This window comes from Cognatundibacterium aquatile (assembly GCF_014699135.1).
Taxonomy (GTDB): domain Bacteria; phylum Pseudomonadota; class Gammaproteobacteria; order Burkholderiales; family Burkholderiaceae_D; genus Undibacterium; species Undibacterium aquatile.
In genome coordinates, this window is sequence record NZ_JACOFT010000002.1 from 362,108 (window position 1) to 384,350 (window position 22,243).

General features: G+C 48.7%; 21 protein-coding genes. 19 read left to right on the top strand and 2 right to left on the bottom strand.

Annotated elements, in window-relative coordinates; genetic code table 11:
* Nucleotides 1-12: 12 nt before the first annotated feature.
* Nucleotides 13-822 (bottom strand): type I methionyl aminopeptidase, encoded by an 810-nt coding sequence (map, locus tag H8K26_RS06020; protein ID WP_186885350.1) that lies wholly within the window; start codon nucleotides 820-822, stop codon nucleotides 13-15.
* 311 nt (nucleotides 823-1,133) lie between these two features.
* Between map and rpsB the strand changes: the two genes are divergently transcribed.
* The 17 genes from rpsB to H8K26_RS06105 all read left to right on the top strand — a co-directional run bounded on the left by rpsB (nucleotide 1,134) and on the right by H8K26_RS06105 (nucleotide 19,624).
* Entirely contained in the window at nucleotides 1,134-1,880 is a 747-nt protein-coding gene (rpsB, locus tag H8K26_RS06025; protein WP_186885349.1) for a 30S ribosomal protein S2, read from the top strand.
* Between the two features lie 134 nt (nucleotides 1,881-2,014).
* Complete coding sequence (gene tsf, locus H8K26_RS06030; RefSeq protein ID WP_186885348.1) at nucleotides 2,015-2,896, top strand: translation elongation factor Ts; 882 nt, start codon at nucleotides 2,015-2,017, stop codon at nucleotides 2,894-2,896.
* A 156-nt stretch (nucleotides 2,897-3,052) separates the two neighbouring features.
* Nucleotides 3,053-3,769, top strand: a complete 717-nt coding sequence (gene pyrH / locus H8K26_RS06035) for a UMP kinase (protein ID WP_186885347.1) — start codon at nucleotides 3,053-3,055, stop codon at nucleotides 3,767-3,769.
* 84 nt (nucleotides 3,770-3,853) lie between these two features.
* Entirely contained in the window at nucleotides 3,854-4,414 is a 561-nt protein-coding gene (gene frr / locus H8K26_RS06040; RefSeq protein ID WP_186885346.1) for a ribosome recycling factor, read from the top strand.
* Between the two features lie 298 nt (nucleotides 4,415-4,712).
* Nucleotides 4,713-5,531 (top strand): phosphatidate cytidylyltransferase, encoded by an 819-nt coding sequence (locus H8K26_RS06045; RefSeq protein ID WP_190478104.1) that lies wholly within the window; start codon nucleotides 4,713-4,715, stop codon nucleotides 5,529-5,531.
* Nucleotides 5,532-5,535: 4 nt separating this feature from the next.
* Nucleotides 5,536-6,717, top strand: coding sequence for a 1-deoxy-D-xylulose-5-phosphate reductoisomerase (gene ispC / locus H8K26_RS06050; protein ID WP_190478106.1), 1,182 nt, complete (start codon nucleotides 5,536-5,538; stop codon nucleotides 6,715-6,717).
* Nucleotides 6,714-8,081 (top strand): RIP metalloprotease RseP, encoded by a 1,368-nt coding sequence (gene rseP / locus H8K26_RS06055; protein ID WP_190478108.1) that lies wholly within the window; start codon nucleotides 6,714-6,716, stop codon nucleotides 8,079-8,081. The genes ispC and rseP overlap by 4 nt, the downstream gene beginning before the upstream one ends.
* 70 nt (nucleotides 8,082-8,151) lie before the next feature.
* Nucleotides 8,152-10,500, top strand: a complete 2,349-nt coding sequence (gene bamA, locus H8K26_RS06060) for an outer membrane protein assembly factor BamA (RefSeq protein ID WP_190478109.1) — start codon at nucleotides 8,152-8,154, stop codon at nucleotides 10,498-10,500.
* A 78-nt stretch (nucleotides 10,501-10,578) separates the two neighbouring features.
* Complete coding sequence (locus H8K26_RS06065) at nucleotides 10,579-11,055, top strand: OmpH/Skp family outer membrane protein (RefSeq protein ID WP_186885618.1); 477 nt, start codon at nucleotides 10,579-10,581, stop codon at nucleotides 11,053-11,055.
* Between the two features lie 3 nt (nucleotides 11,056-11,058).
* Nucleotides 11,059-12,120, top strand: coding sequence for a UDP-3-O-(3-hydroxymyristoyl)glucosamine N-acyltransferase (gene lpxD / locus H8K26_RS06070; RefSeq protein WP_190478111.1), 1,062 nt, complete (start codon nucleotides 11,059-11,061; stop codon nucleotides 12,118-12,120).
* Nucleotides 12,117-12,578 carry a 3-hydroxyacyl-ACP dehydratase FabZ gene (fabZ, locus tag H8K26_RS06075; RefSeq protein WP_186885340.1) on the top strand — a complete coding sequence of 154 codons (462 nt, stop codon included), beginning with the start codon at nucleotides 12,117-12,119 and terminating at the stop codon, nucleotides 12,576-12,578. The genes lpxD and fabZ overlap by 4 nt, the downstream gene beginning before the upstream one ends.
* Nucleotides 12,575-13,366, top strand: a complete 792-nt coding sequence (lpxA, locus tag H8K26_RS06080; protein ID WP_190478802.1) for an acyl-ACP--UDP-N-acetylglucosamine O-acyltransferase — start codon at nucleotides 12,575-12,577, stop codon at nucleotides 13,364-13,366. The genes fabZ and lpxA overlap by 4 nt, the downstream gene beginning before the upstream one ends.
* A 9-nt stretch (nucleotides 13,367-13,375) precedes the next feature.
* Entirely contained in the window at nucleotides 13,376-14,539 is a 1,164-nt protein-coding gene (gene lpxB, locus H8K26_RS06085; RefSeq protein WP_317889253.1) for a lipid-A-disaccharide synthase, read from the top strand.
* A 58-nt stretch (nucleotides 14,540-14,597) separates the two neighbouring features.
* Nucleotides 14,598-15,377, top strand: coding sequence for a TatD family hydrolase (locus H8K26_RS06090; protein WP_186897387.1), 780 nt, complete (start codon nucleotides 14,598-14,600; stop codon nucleotides 15,375-15,377).
* A gap of 8 nt (nucleotides 15,378-15,385) precedes the next feature.
* Nucleotides 15,386-16,036 (top strand): ankyrin repeat domain-containing protein, encoded by a 651-nt coding sequence (locus H8K26_RS06095; protein ID WP_190478113.1) that lies wholly within the window; start codon nucleotides 15,386-15,388, stop codon nucleotides 16,034-16,036.
* Nucleotides 16,037-16,480: 444 nt separating this feature from the next.
* Entirely contained in the window at nucleotides 16,481-18,214 is a 1,734-nt protein-coding gene (locus H8K26_RS06100; protein ID WP_186885337.1) for an ABC transporter permease, read from the top strand.
* A gap of 99 nt (nucleotides 18,215-18,313) precedes the next feature.
* Nucleotides 18,314-19,624, top strand: coding sequence for an ABC transporter ATP-binding protein (locus H8K26_RS06105; RefSeq protein ID WP_190478115.1), 1,311 nt, complete (start codon nucleotides 18,314-18,316; stop codon nucleotides 19,622-19,624).
* Between the two features lie 147 nt (nucleotides 19,625-19,771).
* Here the strand turns inward: H8K26_RS06105 and H8K26_RS06110 are convergent, their stop codons facing one another.
* Entirely contained in the window at nucleotides 19,772-20,536 is a 765-nt protein-coding gene (locus H8K26_RS06110) for a hypothetical protein (protein ID WP_190478117.1), read from the bottom strand.
* A 333-nt stretch (nucleotides 20,537-20,869) separates the two neighbouring features.
* On the opposite strand from H8K26_RS06110, the gene H8K26_RS06115 reads away from it, so the two are divergent.
* Nucleotides 20,870-21,217 carry a YkvA family protein gene (locus tag H8K26_RS06115; protein WP_190478119.1) on the top strand — a complete coding sequence of 116 codons (348 nt, stop codon included), beginning with the start codon at nucleotides 20,870-20,872 and terminating at the stop codon, nucleotides 21,215-21,217.
* Nucleotides 21,218-21,293: 76 nt separating this feature from the next.
* Nucleotides 21,294-22,235, top strand: a complete 942-nt coding sequence (locus H8K26_RS06120) for an L-lactate dehydrogenase (RefSeq protein ID WP_190478122.1) — start codon at nucleotides 21,294-21,296, stop codon at nucleotides 22,233-22,235.
* Nucleotides 22,236-22,243: the final 8 nt, after the last annotated feature.

Genomic DNA, 22,243 nt, shown 5'->3' on the forward strand with positions numbered 1-22,243 from the left:
CGCCTTGTACGTTTAAACGAGTTGAATGTAGTCAGGAATTGGTGGGTAGCCAGCCGACAACGTCAAGATTTCATAACCTGTTTCGGTGACGAGCACAGTATGTTCCCATTGCGCAGACAAGCTGCGGTCTTTGGTGCGGATAGTCCAGCCATCACCCATGGCGCGAATCTCACGTCGACCGGCATTAATCATCGGTTCTACGGTAAAAATCATGCCCGCTTCCAGTTTTTCCATGGTGCCGGGTTTGCCGTAATGCATGACCTGAGGCGCTTCGTGGAAAACTTTACCGATGCCATGTCCACAAAACTCACGGACCACGCTGTAACCGGCTTTTTCAGCATGCTGCTGAATCACATGTCCAATGTCTCCCAGATAAGCGCCAGGTTTGATTTTTGAAATGCCCAGCCACATGCATTCATAAGTGATCTGGTTCAGGCGCTTGCTTAAAATAGATGGTTCACCCAGCAAAAACATGCGGCTGGTATCACCATGGTAGCCATCTTTAATGACGGTAATATCAAGGTTGACGGAATCGCCGCTTTTTAAGACTTTATCGCCAGGAATACCGTGACAGATCACGTCATTGACAGAAGTGCAGATTGCTTTCGGGTAGGGTGTGTAACCAGGGGGGCAATAGTTCAGCGGAGCCGGAATCGTGCCTTGTACATTCACCATATATTCGTGACAAAGACGATCAAGTTCACCGGTTGTTACGCCAACCTGAACGAATGGGGTAATGTAATCAAGGACTTCTGATGCCAGTTTTCCGGCGATACGCATACCGGCGATATCTTCCGCGGTTTTAATTGAAATGGATTCCATATTGTTTCGTAGTAGGGCAGCGATAGCAAACAGTGACGCATCGCTGCGTGAGAAAGTGCGATAAATAAGTGCTATCAGCAGGTAATCGATAATTATAGACGTGAAAAGTGCGCCTGTCGCAGTGAAGTCAACTTCATACTTGAGGAGAATCGCAATTTCATAGTAGAATAGATGGTTAGCTTGTAAATGAATGCAAATTTCTTATAGGTTAATTCATATTCTTATCAATCGAATCCGGTCGAAAAGGGTGTCTTTTCTGCTCAGGCAGAGAGATCACTGGCTGGATTCAAGACCTAACCCTGGAGTTTATTATGTCTGTAACAATGCGTGAAATGCTGGAAGCTGGCGTGCACTTTGGTCACCAAACACGTTTTTGGAATCCAAAAATGGCACCGTACATCTTCGGTCACCGCAACAAAATTCATATCGTTAACCTGGAAAAAACACTGGCTTTGTACCAGGAAGCGATGAAGCATATCCGTCAATTGTCTGCAAATCGCGGCACAATTCTGCTGGTTGGTACAAAACGCCAATCTCGCGAAATCATCGCAGCAGAAGCGCAACGTGCAGGTATGCCTTACGTTGATCAACGTTGGTTGGGCGGTATGCTGACTAACTTCAAAACAGTAAAAACATCGATCAAGCGCCTGAAAGAAATGGAAGCTGCTGTTGAAGATGGTTCCGTAGAGAAGTTGTCCAAAAAAGAAGCGCTGATGTTTGATCGTGAAATGATTAAACTGCAAAAATCTATCGGCGGTATCAAGGATATGGGCGGCGTTCCAGATGCAATTTTTGTGGTTGACGTTGGCTACCACAAAGGTGCAATTACTGAGGCAGCTAAACTCGGCATCCCTGTTATCGGTGTGGTCGATACTAACCACTCTCCTGAAGGTGTTGCTTACATCATTCCTGGTAATGATGACTCATCCAAGGCAATTGCTCTGTATGCCCGCGGTGTTGCTGATGCAATTCTGGAAGGTCGTGCAAACGCAGTGAATGAAGTTCTGGAAGCAGTAAAGCCAGGTTCTGACGAGTTTGTGGAAGTAGAACAAGCGTAATTTTTGTTCAGATAGAGAGTTTCGGGCGATTTATAACCGAAACGCGAAAAATGGGGCAACAGTCGTTCGCCCCTTTTTTTAAAACAAAATTTGATGATCAGTGCTGAATAGCACTACCGATTTAGGAGAATGACATGGCAGCGATTACAGCAGCGATGGTTGGTGCTTTGCGCGCAAAGACAGATGCGCCAATGATGGAATGCAAAAAAGCTTTGACGGAAGCTGATGGTGATATGGATCGTGCAGAAGAGATTCTGCGTGTAAAACTGGGTAGCAAAGCATCTAAAGCTTCCTCCCGCGTTACTGCGGAAGGTGTGGTTGCTTCTTATATTTCGGGTAATGTTGGTGCTTTGATCGAAGTTAACTGCGAAACAGACTTCGTCACAAAAAATGATGACTTCATCGCATTGGCCAACACTTGCGCAAAATTGATTGCTGAGCACAATCCAGCTGACGTAGCTGCTTTGGGCGCATTGCCACTCGATGGCAAGACAGTAGAAGAAGTTCGTGCAGCACTGGTTGGTAAGATCGGTGAAAACATGTCCTTCCGTCGTTTCGCACGTTTTGAGACACCAGCTAAACTGACTTCTTATCTGCACGGCACACGTATCGGTGTTGTTGTTGAATTTGAAGGTGCTGATGAACAAGTTGGTAAAGACGTCGCAATGCATATCGCTGCGATGAAACCAGTTGCGTTGTCGACAGAACAAGTACCTGCGGAATTGATCGAAAAAGAACGCTCAGTTGCGTCTCAGAAAGCAGCGGAATCTGGCAAGCCAGCGGATATCGTTGAAAAAATGGTAGAAGGTTCTGTGCAGAAATTCCTGAAAGAAGTTTCTTTGTTCAATCAACCTTTCGTTAAAAACGACAAGCAAACTGTGGAGCAAATGCTGAAATCAGTTGGTGCGAATGTGAAAGCATTCACGATGTTTGTTGTTGGTGAAGGCATCGAGAAAAAAGTCGATGATTTCGCGGCAGAAGTGGCAGCTCAAGTAGCTGCGGCAAAACAAGCGTAATCAGGCGTAATAAAAAAACGGGCCGAAAGGCCCGTTTTTTTAAGCTCAGAAAAGTAGTCTCAGGATTATTTGGTTTGTATGTCACTTCAAATGTGAGCAAACCAAATGATTGCTTGTATTAATTTAATTTCTTAACTTTCCAGAAGGAGTCCTATCATGACAAAACCTGCTTACAAGCGCGTGCTCTTGAAGCTCTCTGGCGAAGCCCTCATGGGCGATGATTCATTTGGTATTAACCGTGCCACGATTGAGCGTATGGTGGCGGATGTTGCAGAAATATCCCGCTTAGGTGTCGAGCTTGCTATCGTAATCGGTGGCGGCAATATATTCCGTGGCGTTGCTCCAGGTGCGCAGGGCATGGATCGTGCCACCGCCGATTACATGGGGATGCTCGCAACAGTGATGAATGCCTTGGCGTTAGCGGATGCGATGCGCCAGGCGGGGGTGACTGCACGCGTCATGTCTGCGATCGCAATTGATCAGGTGGTTGAACCTTATGTTCGCCCGAAAGCATTGCAATATCTGGAAGAGGGGAAGGTAATTGTGTTTGCGGCAGGTACTGGCAATCCATTCTTTACTACCGATACTGCTGCTGCCTTACGCGGGTCTGAAATCGGCGCTGAAATCGTTTTGAAGGCGACGAAGGTGGATGGTGTTTATACTGCAGATCCGAAAAAAGATCCGACTGCGACACGTTTTTCCACTATTTCATTTGACGAGGCCATCTCACGCCATTTGCAGGTGATGGATGCAACCGCATTTGCACTTTGCCGCGATCAGAAATTGCCAATTAAAGTATTCTCTATTGTTAAGCCTGGTGCGTTAAAGAATGTCATTATGGGTGAAGACGAAGGCACACTTGTCCACGTATAATGCAGCGTTTTTGATTGACTGGTTTAATTTTGATAAGGGTCTTTTTCTTTTTAAAGACTGAGAATTGATGTACAGGAGGGCAGTATGAGCGTAGCAGACGTTAAAAAAAATAGTGACCAGAGAATGCAGAAGTCGATTGAGACTCTGAAAGCGGACTTGTCGAAAGTTCGTACAGGCCGTGCACATACAGGCATTCTGGATCACGTGATGGTTGATTACTATGGTTCCCCGACAAATATCACTCAGGTTGCTAACGTAACTCTGATTGATGCGCGCACGATTGGTGTTCAGCCGTGGGAAAAGAAAATGCTGAGCACGATAGAAAAAGCGATTCGTGATTCTGATCTTGGTCTGAATCCATCGAGTCAGGGCGATATGATCCGTGTGCCAACACCACCATTGACAGAAGAACGTCGTAAAGAAATGGTCAAGCTGGTGAAGACTGAAGGCGAAGGCGCAAAAATTGCTATTCGCAATATCCGTCGCGATGCCAATGAATCGTTGAAAAAAATGCTCAAGGAAAAAGAATGCTCTGAAGATGATGAGCGTCGCGCACAAGATGATATTCAAAAGCTGACTGACAAATTTGTCGCTGAAGTCGATAAGCTATTGGCAGAAAAAGAAAAAGAAGTGTTGACGGTTTAAGCTATTCACTAAGTCACATTTACTGGTTTTTTTTGGCTCAGATTTTGAATAAGCTGTAAGTAAAACTACTTCTGACTCCTTTCTTTGTTGTGATCGGAGTTGGCGGTAGTTTTTTTTATGCTCACCTGAGGGTGTTATTTCTCAATTATTCGGTCTTTATGAGTCAGGTATTGCGGCGAGGGCAATTGTGAGTATGCCGGATAAAACCGTTTATACTCTGCCGGCAGAGGCAGTAAGCGATTGATCGCCCATTTTTTGAGTTCTGTGCAGCACAACATAATCAGACAGAGAGTCATTGATGTTAAAAACCCGCGTTATTACCGCGTTGATTTTGCTGGCCATTTTGTTGCCGGTTTTGTATTCAGGGAATTTCCTCGCTTTTTCGGTGATTGTGGTCGCCTTCTTTGGTGCGGCGATCTGGGAGTGTCAGCGTTTATTTAAAAAACCACTTCCTTTGCTGATGGCTGCAGGATGGGCTGCCTTCTTTGCTTATCTCTTATTTCATCTCGATAGCTTTTCTACGCCATTATTATTTGCCTTGTGTGTTGCCTTCTGGTTGTTACGACTGGTGCCGTTGCTGGCCAAGGGCTTGCCGCCTGAATTCGGGTTTTCAAATGGAATGCTGAGTACGCTGTACGGCATCGTTATTTTTGGATGTTTTATCGCGATTGCCGTGTTATTCAAGGTGTCGCCACTTTATCTGCTCTCCGTCATGGCGATAGTCTGGGTCGCGGATATTGGAGCGTATTTTTCAGGAAAAGCATTTGGGAAACATAAGCTGGCACCCTCTATTTCTCCCGGAAAATCCTGGGAGGGCGCTATTGGCGGTGGCGTGGCGGTGCTGTTACTGGCTGCTGGCTCTGTCTATATTCCGGCACTACAAGACACATTCGCGGTACAGATTTTTCTGCGTAAAGGCTGGTTGGTTTTTTTTGGTGTGGTGAGTTTACTTTGCGCTGCAAGTGTCATCGGCGATTTATTTGAATCCATGTTGAAACGACGGGTTGGCATGAAAGACAGCAGCAATCTCTTACCTGGTCATGGTGGCGTACTCGATAGAATTGATGCATTGATTCCCGTGTTGCCGTTGGCTGTTCTTCTGGATTTATGGCGTTAATAGTATGAGTTTACAGCGTGTTTGTATTTTAGGATCCACGGGATCTATCGGCGTTTCCACTCTGGATGTTATTGCCAGACACCCGGATCGCTATCAGGTATTTGCATTGACGGCGCACACGCAGATAGAAAAACTCGCAGCCCAGTGTGTGCAATTTCAGCCGCAAGTTGTTGTTGTCGGTTATGCAAGTGCAGCAGATGCGTTACGGCATTTGCTCGCAGAAAAAAAATTAGGTCAGATACAAATTCAATACGGGCCTGAAGCTTTGTGTGAGGTGGCCTCGTCTCCGGAGTGCGACAGTGTGATGGCGGCGATTGTCGGTGCGGCTGGTTTACCGGCTTCGCTGGCTGCGGCACGTGCAGGTAAAAAAGTCATGCTCGCAAATAAAGAGGCGCTGGTAATGTCCGGCAACCTGTTTATGGATGCGATCAAGAAAAGCGGAGCGGCTCTGTTGCCGATTGATAGCGAACACAATGCGATATTTCAGTGCTTACCGCGGCATTATGATGGTCAGGCTGAACAGCACGGCGTCAGTAAAATTCTGTTAACAGCATCAGGCGGGCCCTTTTTGCACCGCGATATTGCCACGCTGACGGATGTCACGCCAGAGCAGGCAATTGCGCATCCGAACTGGGTAATGGGACGAAAAATCTCTATCGATTCAGCTACCATGATGAACAAAGGGCTGGAAGTCATTGAAGCGCACTGGCTGTTTTCGGCACCTGCCGATATGATCGAAGTCGTGATTCATCCACAAAGCGTTATTCACTCCATGGTCTCTTATAACGACGGCTCTGTGCTGGCGCAACTGGGAAACCCGGATATGCGTACTCCTATTGCCTACGGACTTGCATATCCTGAACGCATTGCCTCTGGCGTATCGCCATTAGATCTTGTAAAAGTCTCCAAACTCAATTTTGAAGCACCGGATTTCGCTCGTTTCCCCTGTTTGTCGCTCGCGTATCAGGCACTGAAAACAGGTGGCTCTGCACCAACGATATTGAACGCAAGTAACGAGATTGCTGTCCAAGCATTTTTAGACGGAAAAATCGGTTTCCGTGCGATAGATCAACTAATTGCACTGTGCATGGATAAAATCGCTGTCACTCCAGTGACTGATCTTGATGGCATTCTGGCAGTCGATGCAGAAGCGCGTGCGGTTGCCCATACGATTGTGATGCAATGAAATTGATTCAGACTATTCTCGCATTTATCGTCACACTCGGTACACTGGTGACGATACATGAGCTGGGGCACTACATTGCTGCGCGTTTGTGCGGGGTAAAAGTATTGCGTTTCTCTGTTGGTATGGGACGTGTAATTTTCGCCCGTAAGCTTGGTAAAGATCAGACTGAGTGGGCGATATCGCTGCTCCCGTTGGGCGGATACGTAAAGATGCTGGATGCTCGCGAGCAGGACGCAGCAGAAATTCCTCCTGCAGACTTGCCACGGGAATTTTGCCGTCAATCGGTCTGGAAGCGTATCGCCATTGTTGCTGCTGGCCCAGTGGCGAATTTTATTCTGGCGATCATGTTGTATTCGGCGTTGTTTGTTTACGGAATACCTGAGCCGGTCGCAAAAATCCGTGTTCCGTCTGCCACTTCAGTTGCTTATCAATCCGGTTTGCGTCACGGCGACGTGATCTCAGACATCAACGGAAAAACGATACAGAGTTGGAGTGAAGTGCATTGGGAATTAATGCAGCGCGCACTGGAAAAAAATAATGCTGAAATTTCTGTTGTTCGTGTTTCCGGTGATCAGCCGGATCAGCAAATCAGGCGTGTCGTTGAATTGCCGCTGAAGCAGCTGAACAGCCAGGATCTTGAGGGCGACTTTATGTCGCAACTCGGATTCTCGCTGGCCCGCCCGCCTGCAATACTCGGTGACATCCTGCCAGACGGTCCGGCCAGTCTCGCCGGACTGAAAAAAGGCGACCTGATATTGAGCATCAACGGTGAGCCTGTGCTTGATGGTCTGGCGTTCACGGAAAAGGTCAATGCTTCTGCCGGGCAGCGCCTGACTCTGCACATCAAGCGTAACAGTGATGAGATTGACGTGGTAGCGACGCCGGTTACAGAAGAGGTAAATGGAACAAAAATCGGACGCTTGAAAATTCAGATGATGCTGGCACCAGAAATGACGATCGTGCAGACAGGCCTGATCGCATCGATAGGAAAGAGTGTACAAAAAACCTGGGATACCAGCATCGTCAGCATTAAAATGCTGTGGAAAATGATCGTCGGTGAGGTTTCTTTGAAAAACATTACTGGTCCGCTGACTATTGCTGATTATGCGGGCCAGACATCAAGAGTCGGCCTGATCAGTTATCTCAGCTTTATGGCGCTCATCAGCATCAGCCTCGGAGTCATGAATTTGCTGCCTATTCCTGTGCTAGACGGCGGCCATTTGTTGTATTATTCGCTGGAAGTTTTGACGGGCAAGCCAGTGTCTGAACGCTTTACTGAAATTGCACAACGTGCCGGAGTAGCATTGCTGATGGCAATCATGGCAGTTGCATTTTTTAATGATATAGCCCGACTAATGTCATAATAGTCAGCTTGATGATAAAAAACTCAATTCTGATCGCCATATTGAGAGTATTGAAAGAACTTTATACCCAATGAAATTACATATCGAGCATTTCACTTTGCCAAAATTTCGTCTTCATTCTATGGCTCTGGCCGCGCTCGCTGTATGTTCCGGCAGCGCATTCGCAATACAACCTTTCACAGTAAAAGATATTCGCGTTGAGGGTTTGCAAAGAACAGAGGCAGGTACGGTATTCAGCTATCTGCCAGTCAAAGTCGGTGAAGTGTTTGATGACGCTAAAAGTACGACTGCGATCAAATCTTTATATGCGACTGGTTTTTTTAAAGATATTCAAATCGAAGAGCAAGACGGCGTGTTGGTAGTTTTGCTTGATGAGCGTCCAACCATTGCAGGCGTTGAATTCACGGGCACAAAAGAATTTGAAAAAGATGCCCTGGTAAAAGCATTGAAAGATATCGGCATCGGAGAAACGCGGATTTTTGATAAAGCAACCGTTGACCGTGCAGAGCAAGAGTTGAAGCGCCAGTATTTGTCGAAAGGCTTATACGGTATGCAAATTACGACCACGATTACGCCAATCGAACGAAATCGTGTCAAAGTAACTTTCGCGGTAGATGAAGGCGAGATTGCCAAGATTGCGCAAATTAAAATCATCGGCAATAAAGCATTTTCAGATGGCGAATTAAGAGACCTGATGGCATTGAATACGCCGACATGGTTCTCGTGGTACACCAAAGCCGATCAGTACTCCAAACAAAAATTATCCGGCGATATCGAAACCTTACGTTCGTTCTATCAGAATCGCGGCTATCTGGAAATGCAGATTCTCTCGACGCAGATTTCGATTACTCCCGATAAAAAAGATATTTACATCACGATCAATCTGACCGAAGGTGATAAATATACTGTTTCCAATATCAAGCTCGAAGGCGATATGTTCGGTCGTGAAGACGAACTCGCTTCGCTGATGTTACTCAAAAAGGGTGATATTTATAATGCGGCTCGCCTGACAGAAAGCACCAAACGGATTTCTGAACGTATGGGTAACTTCGGTTATGCGTTTGCGAATGTGAATGCAAATCCGATTCTGGACAAGGAAAAGAAAGAAGTTGCCTTCACCGTTTTTGTTGATGGCGGCAAACGTGTCTATGTTCGTCGCATTAACCTTGCCGGTAATACGCGGACACGTGACGAAGTTATTCGCCGTGAATTCCGTCAGTTTGAAAGTTCCTGGTACGACGGCGAGAAAATTAAAGCCTCACGTGACCGCGTTGAACGATTGGGTTATTTTGGCGACGTCAAATTGGAAACGCCGGAAGTGGCAACCAGTGCCGATCAGGTCGATGTGAATTTGTCTGTGACAGAAAAACCAACCGGCAATCTGACATTTGGTGCAGGTTATTCCAGCGCAGAAAAACTGACATTGTCTGGAGCAATTCAACAGGCCAACGTTTTTGGTAGCGGCGACACGATAGGTTTGGAAATTAATACCAGCCGACAATACCGTACGGTAGCTGTTTCGCATCTGGATCCATACTTTACCGACGATGGTATCAGTCGTAGTGTGGATGCGTATATGAGAACAACGAATCCGTTAATCGGTAGTACGTCTTACTACAAAATTCAGACTACTGGCGGCAATTTACGCTTTGGTGTTCCATTCTCTGAAGTCGATACCGTATTTTTTGGTATGGGCTTTGAGCGAACAAAGGTTGAGACAGACGCATCTAGTCCGTTGCCGTATAGAAAATATGTTTCCACCTACGGTAATGGCACCAAAGATCAGACTGCCCTTGACTATGGCGTTGGAACCGCGACGACGAATTCTTTCCCATTGACGATTGCGTGGCAGAGGGATAGTCGCGACAGCGTACTGACACCGACCATCGGACGTTATCAGCGCGCCAACCTGGAAGTTGCTGCGATCGGTAATTTTAAATATTATCGCGCCATTTATAACGCTCAGTATTTCAAACCGATTTATCGCTCTGTGACACTGGCACTGAATGGTGAATTTGACTACGGCCACGGCTTGGGCGGAAACCCTTATCCGGTATTTAAAAACTTCTATGCTGGCGGTATTGGTTCGGTTCGTGGTTATGAGCCTTCATCTTTAGGTACTAAAGATTTCAACGGCAATTCCACTGGTGGTGCCAGTCGTGTGCTTGGTAATGTAGAATTACAGATTCCATTCCCTGGTGCGGATAAGTCCCTGCGTTGGTTCACGTTCATCGACGGTGGTCAGGTATTTGATGAAGGTCAAAAAATGCGCACGAGTGATTTGCGCTTCGGTGCGGGTATCGGTATAAGCTGGATATCTCCGGTGGGTCCTTTGAAACTGAGTTTCGGTCGTGCTTTAAATGCGAAACCTGATGATAAGAAACAAGCCTTCCAGTTCCAGATGGGTACAGGTTTCTAATTTAGATTTACATAAGTTTGTGTTACGGAGATTATTTTGAGTCAACATATTACCCCGTCCAAATTGTTCCAACGCTTGATGATTTGTGCGGCTTGCTTCGTCGGCGTTGCTCAAGTTCATGCGCAGGATTCCAGGGTCGCCATTTTTGATTCGCAGCGGGTGATACGTGAATCTGCACCGGCTAAGGCGGCGGAAGCCAAGATAGAGCAAGAGTTTTCCAAGCGCGGTAAAGATCTGCAAGATCTGGCGACGAAAATTAAGGCAATGGCGGACAGGCTGGATAAAGACTCTGCAGTGTTATCAGAGTCCGAAAGAATCAAACGTCAACGTGAGCTGACCGATCTGGATCAGGACTTCAAACGTAAACAGCGTATTTTTAATGAAGATCTGAATCAGCGTAAGAACGAGGAAATCGCCTCTTTAGTTGATCGTGCCTACAAAGTCGTCAAACAAATCGCTGAAACTGAAAAATACGACATCGTTTTACAAGACGCTGTTTTTTATAATCCCCGCGTTGACATAACCGATAAGGTTCTCAAAGCGCTCGCCAAATAAGTTATGACCACTACGAGCACTCGGCTGGGGGAATTGGTCGATCGCTTCGGTGGTCAATTAATTGGTTCTCCAGATATTGTTGTCGTCGGTATCGCTCCATTGAGTGACGCTGGCGATACTCATATCACCTTTCTTTCCAATTCCAAATTAAGGCAGCAAGCCGCAGCGACCAACGCAGCCGCTTTGATTGTGACTGAAGCAGATCATGCGCAGATCGCAGCAGAATATAAGGGGGCGTGCATTATTACCGCTAACCCTTACGTCTATTTTGCACGCGCAGCACAGTATTTTGCTTCGTTGGCAGCGATTCCACCAATGTTGGGAATACATCCTAGCGCCTGGGTCAGCCCACATGCTGTTATTTCGCCCACCGCCAGTATCGGCCCGCATGTCAGTATCGACGCTGAGGCAATTATTGGTGACGCTGTTGTGATAGAGGCCGGTACCAGTATAGGCCGTGGCGTCACCATCGGTGATGGTTCCTTAATTCATGCCAATGTCAGTATTTATGATTATTGCGTCATAGGTCAACGCGCGATTATCCATTCCGGTGCGGTGATAGGTGCCGATGGTTTTGGTTTTGCGAATGAGCGTGGTGCCTGGATCAAAATTCCACAAACCGGTCGGGTATTGATTGGTGATGACGTCGAAATCGGTGCCAACACCAGTATTGATCGCGGCGCGCTGGCTGATACCGTCATAGAAAATGGCGTCAAACTGGATAATCAGATTCAGATCGGTCACAACTGCCACATCGGCGAACACACTGCGATGGCGGGTTGTGTCGGCGTTGCCGGCAGCGCAAAAATTGGTAAGCATTGTACCTTTGGTGGTGCAGCGATGGTGCTGGGACATTTAACGATTGTCGATAACGTCCATATTTCTTCCGGCAGCATGGTATCCCGCTCAATTTTGGAGCCAGGTCAATATACTGGTTTCTATCCATTGGCAAAGAATGCAGACTGGGAAAAAACGGCGGCGATTGTCCGCAATCTTTCCGGTATGCGTGAAAAAATTCGCCAACTTGAAAAAACAATTAAAACATTGACTGAGAAATCATCATGAACACACTGAACATTAACGAAATCAAAGAATATCTGCCGCATCGCTATCCAATGTTATTGGTCGATCGCGTATTGGATTGGGAGTTGGGCAAGAGCATTACTGCGATCAAAAATGTGACGGCGAATGAGGAATTTTTCAACGGTCACTTCCCGAATAAGCCAGTCATGCCTGGCGTGCTGATGATAGAAGCCCTCGCACAAACGGCTGCGATACTGTCATTTCTGACGATGGGTCAGAAGCCCGACGAAAAAACCATTGTGTATTTCCTCGGTATTGACGGCGCGCGTTTTAAACGTCCGGTTGAACCAGGTGACCAGTTGAAGATGGAAGTGGAAATTCTGAAAGTGGCACGCGGTATCTGGAAATATAAAGCCAAAGGTACGGTTGATGGTCAGCTGGCACTCGAAGGCGAGCTAATGTGCACCATGCGTACGACTGACGACGCAACGGAGAAATAATGGCTATCCATCCAACGGCGCTGGTTAATCCCAAGGCAAACCTTGACAGCACGGTTGAGGTTGGCGCATACGCTATTATCGGTCCGCATGTCAGCATTGATGCGGGGACAAAAATCGCTGCACATGTGGTGATCGATGGACATACGACCATTGGCAAAGATAATCACTTTCACTCGTTTTCGTCTATCGGTGGCCCGCCACAAGACAAGAAATATGCAGGCGAAGTGACTTATCTTGAGATCGGTGACCGCAATCTGATTCGTGAATTCTGCACATTCAATTGCGGAACGGTGCAGGATAGAGGTATTACCAAAGTTGGCAGCGATAACTGGTTCCTCGCTTATGTACATATCGCGCATGACTGCACAGTCGGCAATCACACCATTTTTTCGAATAACGCCGCACTGGCAGGTCACGTTGAAATCGGTGACTGGGTCATCATGAGCGGCTTTTCTGCAGTTCATCAGTTCTGCAAGATCGGGCCGCACGCGTTCGTCGGTATGAATACCAGCCTAACGCAAGATGTGCCACCGTTTGTTTTGTTGTCCGGCAATCCGGCGCAAGCGCATGGCGTTAATCTCGAAGGGCTGAAGCGGCGGGGTTTCAGTCGAGATCAGTTGAATGCGATCCGGCAATCATACAAGCTGATTTACAAATCCGGGCTGACGCTGGAAGAATCTAAAGCGGCACTGGATGAGCAAATGTTGAGCCTTAGTGCAGACGCAGCGGCGCAGGTAAAACTGATGCGCGATTTCCTCGACGCGTCAACGCGCGGCATCGTGCGCTAAGGAACACTCGTGTCACTCTCAGCATCATCACGTCCTATCATCTCTATGGTCGCAGGGGAAACCTCCGGTGACATGCTGGCTGCCCGCTTATTATCTGGTTTGCGCCCGCGTTTACCTGACTCACTGATGCATGGAATCGGTGGGTCGCGCATGGCGGAGCAGGGCTTTGTCAATGACTGGACTATGGATAAGCTGTCTGTACGCGGTTTGTTTGAAGTGCTGATGCACTACCGTGAAATCAGCGGCATACGTAAAAATCTGAAGCAGCAGTTACTCGCAGAAAAACCGGATGTGTTCATCGGTGTGGATGCGCCCGACTTTAATCTGGATCTTGAAATACAGTTAAAGCAGGCAGGCATTCCTACGATTCATTACATCGGTCCATCGATCTGGGCATGGCGTGGTGGGCGCATTAAGAAAATTGCCGAAGCGGTATCTCACATGCTGGTGATTTTTCCGTTTGAAGAACAGATTTATCGCGATGCAGGCATTCCTGTGACTTACGTGGGACATCCGCTGGCACAGGTCATTCCTATGGACATCGACACTGCCGCTGCGCGAGAAGAGCTCGGTCTGGATCCTCGATTTAAGGTCGTCGCCATTCTGCCAGGTAGCCGTATTTCCGAAATTAAATATAACACCGAAGCATTTATCGGTGCCGCAAAAATACTGATACAGCGCGATCCAAATTTACAGATCGTGGTGCCGATGGCGGGTAATAAACAGCGTAGTTACTACATCAAGCTGGTGGTCGCCGCGCGCCTGGAAGGTGTGCCGATTTTACTGATTGATGGCCGCTCGCATACGGCGATTGCAGCTGCGGATGCGGTACTGGTCGCCTCGGGCACAGCGTCTTTGGAAGTTGCGCTGTTCAAGAAGCCGATGGTGATCGCCTACAAAATGATGGAAGCATCGTGGCAGATACTCAAACACATGGGCTACCAGCCCTGGGTCGGTTTGCCGAATATACTTGAAAAAGAATTTGTGGTTCCTGAGTTCCTGCAATCTGCCGCTACGCCCGAAGCGATGGCAGATGCGATCTGGCTGCAACTCAATGACGACAATATGCAAAAGAATCTGAAAGACAGATTCACAGCGATGCATCACAGCTTATTGCGCGATACCGCCAATATCTCGGCGCAAGCAGTGTTAGATGTGATTGCTCGCCGCTAAAAGCTGCATATCTGTTGCCGATATCGCCTGATCAGGCATTTACCTTAGACTGTTAATTATGTACGTCGATTCTCATTGCCATATCAATTTTCCTGAACTCGCTGCGCGTATGCCGGAAATCATGCAAAAAATGGCGGATAACGGCGTCACCCATGCCCTCTGCGTGTCTGTGGATCTACCCGATTTCCCGCAAGTGCTGGCCTTGGCTGAGCAATATCCGCATATTTACGCTTCGGTCGGCGTGCATCCTGATTATGAAGATACGCCAGAGCCGAGCGCGGAGCAGTTGGTCGAATTGGCGCAACACCCACGCATCATCGCCATCGGAGAAACCGGGCTGGATTATTTCCGTCTGAAAGGTGATCTCGAATGGCAGCGCGAACGTTTTCGTCAGCACATCCGCGCCTCGCGACTGAGTCGCAAGCCTTTGATTATTCATACCAGAGCCGCCGCAGAAGATACGATACGTATTTTGCGCGAAGAGGGTGCAGGAACCGCAGATGGCGGCGTCGCCGGCGTGATGCATTGCTTCACCGAATCGCTGGAAGTCGCATTGGCGGCGATAGAAATGGGATTTTATATTTCTTTCTCCGGTATTCTGACTTTTAAAAGTGCCAAAGATTTACAAGCGGTGGCCAAAGCCTTGCCGCTGGAGCGCATACTGATAGAAACCGATTCACCCTATCTGGCGCCGATGCCGCATCGTGGCAAAATGAATGAACCCGGTTTTGTGCGTCACGTCGGCGAATTCCTCGCGGATATCAAAGGCGTTTCCGTGACAGAAGTACAGGAAACCACCACGAAAAATTTCTTCAAGCTGTTTCAGTTCGCTCATTGAGGTTCGCCATGCGCTTAACGCCTGCTGCTTTACTGCTTGCTCTTGCCTGTCTGATGCCGGTCGCAGCAAATGCCGATGCTTATGCTGATTTTGTTTTCGCAGTCAAATTCAATGACGCGCCTGCAGTGCAGGAATTTTTACAACGCGGCATGGATGTCAACTCGGTAGAAGAATATCGCGGCGAATCGATGCTCATGACGGCACTCAGAAATAAGTCCATGCGCGTTGTTGATTTATTGCTGCAAGTGCCGGATCTGAACATCAATGCCCGCGCAAAAAATGGCGATACCGCGTTGATGGTTGCCAGCTTTCTCGGAAATGCTGATGCGGTCAGAAAAATTATTGCCCGTGGTGCCGAGGTCAATCAGCCGGGCTGGACGGCGCTGCATTATGCTGCCGCAAATGGCAGTGTCGAAGCGATCGCCTTATTGCTCGAACATCACGCCTACATCGATACCGAATCACCGAATAAAACGACGCCACTGATGATGGCAACCCGTTTCGGTAAACTTGATGCCGCCAGACTGTTGATAGGTGAGGGGGCTGATCTCACGCTGAAAAATGATCTCGGTATGACTGCGCTTGATTTTGCGAAAGAAAGCCAGCATGGCGATTTGACGGAACTTTTACAGCAATCGCTCGCGGCTCAGAAAAAGTAAATCTACATCGCTGATTTTTGTTTCTTATTGTTCTGATTGCAGTGCAGCATATTGTTTATTCACGAAGCTCTGTGTTAAAGTTCGGACTTCTTAATTTTGGAGTTAATTCTGTGGACAGTTATAGTTGTCGATCCCCGATCGAGCTTAACCTGGCAATGTAAGCACAGATACTCTGCTGCTACCTTGCCATCTGGCGGGTAGTAGTTTCTTCAGCGGTTTTCTTCCGTATTTCGCTGCACTCCTACTTACCCAATTTGTTTTTTTCTGTCTTCCGTTGTGGTCGCGTGGTTTCGCTTACCACCGCTGCGGAGTAGAATGCATCTGTCTATGCTGCTGGCACGATTGTCAGCAACAGGGGAGGTAGTTTGTTGCGCATCACCTTATTTTGTCAGGCTTATCTGACATCTTCTTTTTTTGCGTATGTCCTGATCTCCGGAGGTACGCATGTTTGAATTATTCCGACTCCGTTCACGCGAAGATGCGTTGGATAGTAGCGGCCCGAATCGCTGGGATTGGGCTTTATTACCGCTGATTCTTGCCCTGTTAAGCATATTTGCGTTTGCAGCAATGCAGATGAGTCGGCCGTTCTCGGTTGGTGAAGCCTTGCAGGTATCGCTTGATCCGTTTTATTTGCCCTATTATCTGCTGCGCACGATCTTGCGCATGTTCACCGCACTCGCTTTCTCGCTGTTATTCAGCCTGATTTTTGCCGCGATTGCGGTCAAATACATCACTGCCGAAAAGGTCATGATTCCGGCGCTCGATATTCTGCAATCAGTACCAATTCTGGGTTTTCAGGCGATCGCCATTGCGCCGTTTATTGCGCTGTTTCCCGGCAATTTACTCGGTGTTGAATGTGCGGCGATCTTCGCGATCTTTACCTCGCAGGCCTGGAATATGGCATTCAGCCTGTATCAATCCATGCGCAATGTGCCGGCAGAATTACAAGAAGCTGCTCACATTTTCCGGTTGTCGAGCTGGCAGCGTTTCTGGCGGCTGGAGTTGCCGTTTGCGATGCCAGGCTTGCTGTGGAATATGATGATGTCCATGTCAGGCGGCTGGTTTTTTCTGGTGGCAGCAGAAGCAATTTCTGTCGCCGGACAGGATATTAAATTACCCGGTATCGGCTCTTATATCGCAGTCGCCATCGAAGCCAAAGACGGCCATGCCATTGCCTGGGCCATCGCAGCTATGCTGAGCGGCATACTGCTGTACGACCAATTGTTCTTCCGCCCCTTACTCGCTTGGGCAGACAAGTTTCGTTTTGAAGAATCGCAAGGCGATACCGCGCAACAATCCTGGCTGCTGGACTGGATGCGCAACAGCCGCTGGGTACGTACCTGGACCGAGCAATTCTGGTCTTTGATGAGCCATGCGCTGTCGTGGTTCAGCGTCAGCTACGATGGCACATCAACCCGCGCCGCCAAGAAAACGATCAGCCCGCTGTGGTCACGTGTTTTTGATGGTGTGCTGATTGTCGTCACCATGCTGGCGATTTACCGGCTGGTGACGTTCATACACAGTGATGTCGGTTGGAGCGAAGTGGCGCACGTCGCTGGTCTGGGTGTAATTACGCTGATCCGCGTTATGTTGTTGATTGCGTTGGCATCGTTGGTGTGGGTGCCGATTGCGGTCTGGATAGGTTTGCGCCCGCAGTATTCGCAAAAAGTGCAGGCGGTGGCGCAGTTTCTGGCGGCGTTCCCGGTCAACCTGATGTTTCCGCTGGTGGTGCTGGCGATGGTGTCACTCAATCTGACGCCGAATATCTGGCTCAGCCCTTTAATGGTTTTCGGTACCCAGTGGTACATTTTGTTTAACGTTGTTGCCGGTGCGGCGACGATACCAAATGAATTGCGTCTGGCGGCAGATAATCTGGGCCTCAAAGGCTGGCTGAAATGGAAGCGCGTTTATCTGCCCGCGATTTTTCCGAGTTACATCACCGGCGCAATCACCGCCAGCGGTGGCTCATGGAATGCCAGTATCGTTGCGGAATATGTCACCTGGGGTAAAACCACGCTGATTGCCGACGGGCTGGGCAGTTACATCAAACAAATGACCGAAGCAGGGGATTTTCACCGCATCGCCCTCGGTATCGGTGTGATGTGTATTTTTGTGATGCTGCTGAACCGGTTTTTCTGGCGCAAATTGTATTTGCTGGCCGAAGACCATATACGCTGATTTGCATAGCACGCCTCACAAACTGCTCATCCTGCACCTACGCATAACGACCATGAAACGCAGCGGCAATAAACAAACGCCGCTGTCAGGAGAATACACATGACACAAGCTTTACTGATAGACCTGAATCAAGTCGCCAAATCCTTCAAAGCCACCGATGGCAAATCGCGCCTGATTCTGGACAAGGTTGATTTTCAACTCAAAGACGGTGAAATCGTCGCCTTGCTCGGTAAATCAGGCTCAGGCAAATCAACATTGCTGCGCATCATGGCAGGGCTGATTCCTGCCGACAAAGGCAAAGTCGCCTATCGTGACAAAGACATTTACGGCCCGGTTGCCGGTATCGCGATGGTGTTTCAATCGTTCGCCTTATTCCCGTGGCTGACCGTGCAGCAAAACGTTGAACTCGGCTTAGAAGCGCAGGGCGTGCCTGCGGCCGAGCGCGAACGCCGTGCCGATGCGGTGTTAGAGCTAATCGGCCTGGCCGGTTTCGGCGGCGCGCTGCCACGCGAACTTTCTGGCGGCATGAAACAACGCGTCGGTATTGCCCGCGCGCTGGTGACGAACCCCGACATCTTGCTGATGGACGAAGCCTTTTCTGCGCTCGATGTGCTGACCGGCGAAACCCTGCGTAATGACATGCTGAAACTCTGGCAGGATAAAAAAATCTCGACCAAAGGCATACTCATCGTCTCGCATAACATCGAAGAAGCCGTGATGATGGCCGACCGCATTATCGTTCTCTCCAGCGACCCCGGCACTATCCGCTGCGAAGTCAAGATCGATCTGCCGCGCCCGCGCGATGTCGATGCCGTCGAAGTGCGCGCCCTGATTGATGAAGTCTATGGCCTGATGACGATGCGCCACGCCCACGAAGCTACTGCCGAAACATCCAACGCGCGCCATCTGGGCTATCGCTTGCCCGATACTAACGTCAGCCGCATCGAAGGCGTGCTCGATATGCTGGCCGACGTGCCGTTCAACGGTCGCGCCGATTTGCCGCAACTGGCCGAAGAATCCGAATTATCCGATGAAGAATTGTTCCCGACTTACGAAGCACTGAGCTTGCTGGGCTTTGCTGTGCTCGACAAAGGCGACATCATCCTCACGCCGATGGGGCAAAAATATTACGAGGCCGAAAAGAATCACAAACAGGAACTCTTCGGCCAGCAACTGCTGACCCACGTGCCACTGGCCGCCCACATCCGTCGCAACCTCGAAGCCGAAGTCAGCGCCAGTCTGCCGGAACAACCACTGCTGGAATTGCTGGAAGAATTCCTCAAAGCCGACGAAGCCAAACGCGTGCTGGAAGTCGCCATCGAATGGGGCCGTTACGGCGAGGTTTATGAATATGACTATCACACGGGACGTCTGACTTTACCGGAAGATACGGAGCAGAAACCTTTGTAATGTGGAGCGCAACTTGCCAGCGTCCCATGTTGCTTGTTTCGTTTTTGGTTGCTCTCAACATGGGGGCAGCGGAATCCGGAGCTGGAATATCAGAAGAAAGCCAAAGTGCAGATATAGGTGATCTGCTTTACTGAGGGACTACGTTGACTATTCGGGCAGAGGTGAAATAATTAATGTTGTGAAGATTGCATCGCTGCAATCGGAGCGAACTACAATATCTCCGCTCAGCTTTGCTTTACCGTCAAATACATTTCTCATAAGTAATTCTTTTTTTTCAGGATTCGATTTGTAGATTGTGCGAATTGATTTTTCGTATAACGTCGCATACAAAGTAGCCATCAAATCAAGATGTTCGGCAATGGCTTCTTGTAAATTAACCGTTTCTTGTTGTAGCGTTTTGTTGTTGTAATAGCTGCATGCCATACCACCAAGAGTAAATCGAACGGGGACAAAGCTCTCGGTTACATCTTCATGCTTATTTTCGTAGTCAACGGCATGGGCGCCAATTTTGTGCCGAATTGTTCGGATCAAGAGACTGTTGATCCTCTCTTCGGCTGACTTGGGGCTATCAGTATTTGAGATTTTAAACAAACTGATTACAGCTTGCTGTTGAAGATAAGTAGCGTTTAGCGCGCCATAAAGTCTTATGTATTTTTCTCCCATGTCTCCGTATTTTGTTGGGCCATCGATTCCAAATCTCAGAAAATTTTCTATTCCTAAAAGAGAATCGTCGATAACATCCATTGAAGCGCAAAGGATGCCCCAGTCATCCGCACTGTTGAGCCTTAGCGATCTTTTTATATAGCCATCGAAGCTCTCTCGCTCTGAGTCGGCTTTCCCCGCTTTTTCATTGACCAATTCACGGTACTTATCATTGAAAAATTGAACTGCATCGATTTTGGCGTTAGGCATCGAGGTCTCCGTGAGACATAACTTTTATTTAACTCAAAGAAAATGAAGTTTAACTCGGAGCGTTAAAAAAAGACAATTTTCTTCAGTCGCCTTTAAATCCGCATGACCAGCGCAAAATATCCTGATGGATAAGTTTCACTAGCGGCGCTTGTTTGGACACATCAATTGCCGCTGAAAAACGTTCGTTTTGATAAAAACAGGGGAGTATGTGCCATTTCCGCCTTATTCTCAGCGTATTCATTGGGCGATTAAATATACTCCCCCCAGTATTATTTGGCGTTCTGTGGCGTAAAATCAGGGCTTGTGGGATGTTTTTTTGAGAAAGGATGCGCGATGACGACGCCGGAAAATACCGCTTATTCGGACAGCAGTTTCTGGGAAAAGCTCAAAGGCTTTGCGTTGAAGGCGGGGCGTGAGGTGATAGAAAAGGCGCTGTATCTGTACTATGCGGCGCAGCGTCCGGAAACACCGGCGTGGGCGAAGACGGTGATTTATGGTGCGCTGGCCTATTTCATTTCACCGCTGGATGCGATTCCCGATGCGATTCCGCTGGCAGGTTTCAGCGATGATCTGGGTGCGCTGGCGGCGGCTGTGGCGATGGTGTCGCTGTACATCACAGCGGATGTAAAGGCACAGGCCAAACAAAAATTGCAGGATTGGTTCGGGAAAGAGGTATCCTGAACCTGAAGCAAGTCAGATCGTCTTCAACTCATCCGCATTCCTTCCTGGTTCAACGCATTTCTTCCCGAAAGTATGTATGAAAATTGGCATTGTCGGTACCGGCAACGTTGGCAGCACGGCTGCCTATTCACTGGTGTTACAGGGCATAGGCAGCGAACTGGTGCTGGTCGATCATTTCCCTGCGTTGGCAGAGGCGCATGTGATGGATATTCTGCATGCGACGCCGTTTTCGTATCCGGTGAATGTGCATGGCGGCACGTTTGCCGATCTGGCTGGCTGCGCGCTGGTGATTGTGGCGGCGGGGGTGAATCAGCAACCCGGCGAAACGCGGCTTGCGCTATTGCAGCGAAACGCAGAAATTTTCGCTGGCATTATTCCGCCAATAGTGCGGGCGGCGCAGGACGCGATTATTCTGATTGCGACGAATCCGCTCGATATCATGACGCAGATCGCCACCAAACTTGCGGTGCGGGAAGGGATGCCAGCGTCCCGTGTGCTTGGCACCGGCACCATGCTCGATACCGGGCGTTTCCGCACTTTGCTGGGCCAGCGCTATGACGTCGCGCCGAGTTCGGTGCATGCGTATGTGCTGGGTGAACATGGCGATTCTGAGGTGTTGAACTGGTCGGGTGCGAGTGTGGCGGGCGTGCCACTCGAGCAATTTGCGCTCGCCAGCGGCCAGCCGCTGAGCGCAGAGATCATGCAGCAGGTGGATCAGGATGTGCGGCGTGCCGCCTATAAAATCATCGCTGGTAAAGGCTCGACCTATTACGGCATCGGTGCGGCGATTGCGGCACTCAGTCGCTGCATCTTGTTTGATGAACGCAGTGTGTTCACGGTGAGTTCTGTGATGGCTGAGGTTGAAGGTGTGACGGATGTGGCCTTGTCGCTGCCGCACATCATCGGGCGCAAAGGCATAGAAATGACGATATTCCCGACCCTTAGCGTGGAAGAACATGCGGCATTAAGCCAAAGCGCCACCGTCATCAAAACGCATTTGCAGTCGATACAGTATTAAGGCTGTAT

What these genes read in the sequence shown, in the direction of transcription:
- map (WP_186885350.1), bottom strand. Translation starts at nt 822, where the DNA reads ATGGAATCCATTTCAATTAAAACCGCGGAAGATATCGCCGGTATGCGT.
- rpsB (WP_186885349.1), top strand. Translation starts at nt 1,134, where the DNA reads ATGTCTGTAACAATGCGTGAAATGCTGGAAGCTGGCGTGCACTTTGGT.
- tsf (WP_186885348.1), top strand. Translation starts at nt 2,015, where the DNA reads ATGGCAGCGATTACAGCAGCGATGGTTGGTGCTTTGCGCGCAAAGACA.
- pyrH (WP_186885347.1), top strand. Translation starts at nt 3,053, where the DNA reads ATGACAAAACCTGCTTACAAGCGCGTGCTCTTGAAGCTCTCTGGCGAA.
- frr (WP_186885346.1), top strand. Translation starts at nt 3,854, where the DNA reads ATGAGCGTAGCAGACGTTAAAAAAAATAGTGACCAGAGAATGCAGAAG.
- H8K26_RS06045 (WP_190478104.1), top strand. Translation starts at nt 4,713, where the DNA reads ATGTTAAAAACCCGCGTTATTACCGCGTTGATTTTGCTGGCCATTTTG.
- ispC (WP_190478106.1), top strand. Translation starts at nt 5,536, where the DNA reads ATGAGTTTACAGCGTGTTTGTATTTTAGGATCCACGGGATCTATCGGC.
- rseP (WP_190478108.1), top strand. Translation starts at nt 6,714, where the DNA reads ATGAAATTGATTCAGACTATTCTCGCATTTATCGTCACACTCGGTACA.
- bamA (WP_190478109.1), top strand. Translation starts at nt 8,152, where the DNA reads ATGAAATTACATATCGAGCATTTCACTTTGCCAAAATTTCGTCTTCAT.
- H8K26_RS06065 (WP_186885618.1), top strand. Translation starts at nt 10,579, where the DNA reads ATGATTTGTGCGGCTTGCTTCGTCGGCGTTGCTCAAGTTCATGCGCAG.
- lpxD (WP_190478111.1), top strand. Translation starts at nt 11,059, where the DNA reads ATGACCACTACGAGCACTCGGCTGGGGGAATTGGTCGATCGCTTCGGT.
- fabZ (WP_186885340.1), top strand. Translation starts at nt 12,117, where the DNA reads ATGAACACACTGAACATTAACGAAATCAAAGAATATCTGCCGCATCGC.
- H8K26_RS06090 (WP_186897387.1), top strand. Translation starts at nt 14,598, where the DNA reads ATGTACGTCGATTCTCATTGCCATATCAATTTTCCTGAACTCGCTGCG.
- H8K26_RS06095 (WP_190478113.1), top strand. Translation starts at nt 15,386, where the DNA reads ATGCGCTTAACGCCTGCTGCTTTACTGCTTGCTCTTGCCTGTCTGATG.
- H8K26_RS06100 (WP_186885337.1), top strand. Translation starts at nt 16,481, where the DNA reads ATGTTTGAATTATTCCGACTCCGTTCACGCGAAGATGCGTTGGATAGT.
- H8K26_RS06105 (WP_190478115.1), top strand. Translation starts at nt 18,314, where the DNA reads ATGACACAAGCTTTACTGATAGACCTGAATCAAGTCGCCAAATCCTTC.
- H8K26_RS06110 (WP_190478117.1), bottom strand. Translation starts at nt 20,536, where the DNA reads ATGCCTAACGCCAAAATCGATGCAGTTCAATTTTTCAATGATAAGTAC.
- H8K26_RS06115 (WP_190478119.1), top strand. Translation starts at nt 20,870, where the DNA reads ATGACGACGCCGGAAAATACCGCTTATTCGGACAGCAGTTTCTGGGAA.
- H8K26_RS06120 (WP_190478122.1), top strand. Translation starts at nt 21,294, where the DNA reads ATGAAAATTGGCATTGTCGGTACCGGCAACGTTGGCAGCACGGCTGCC.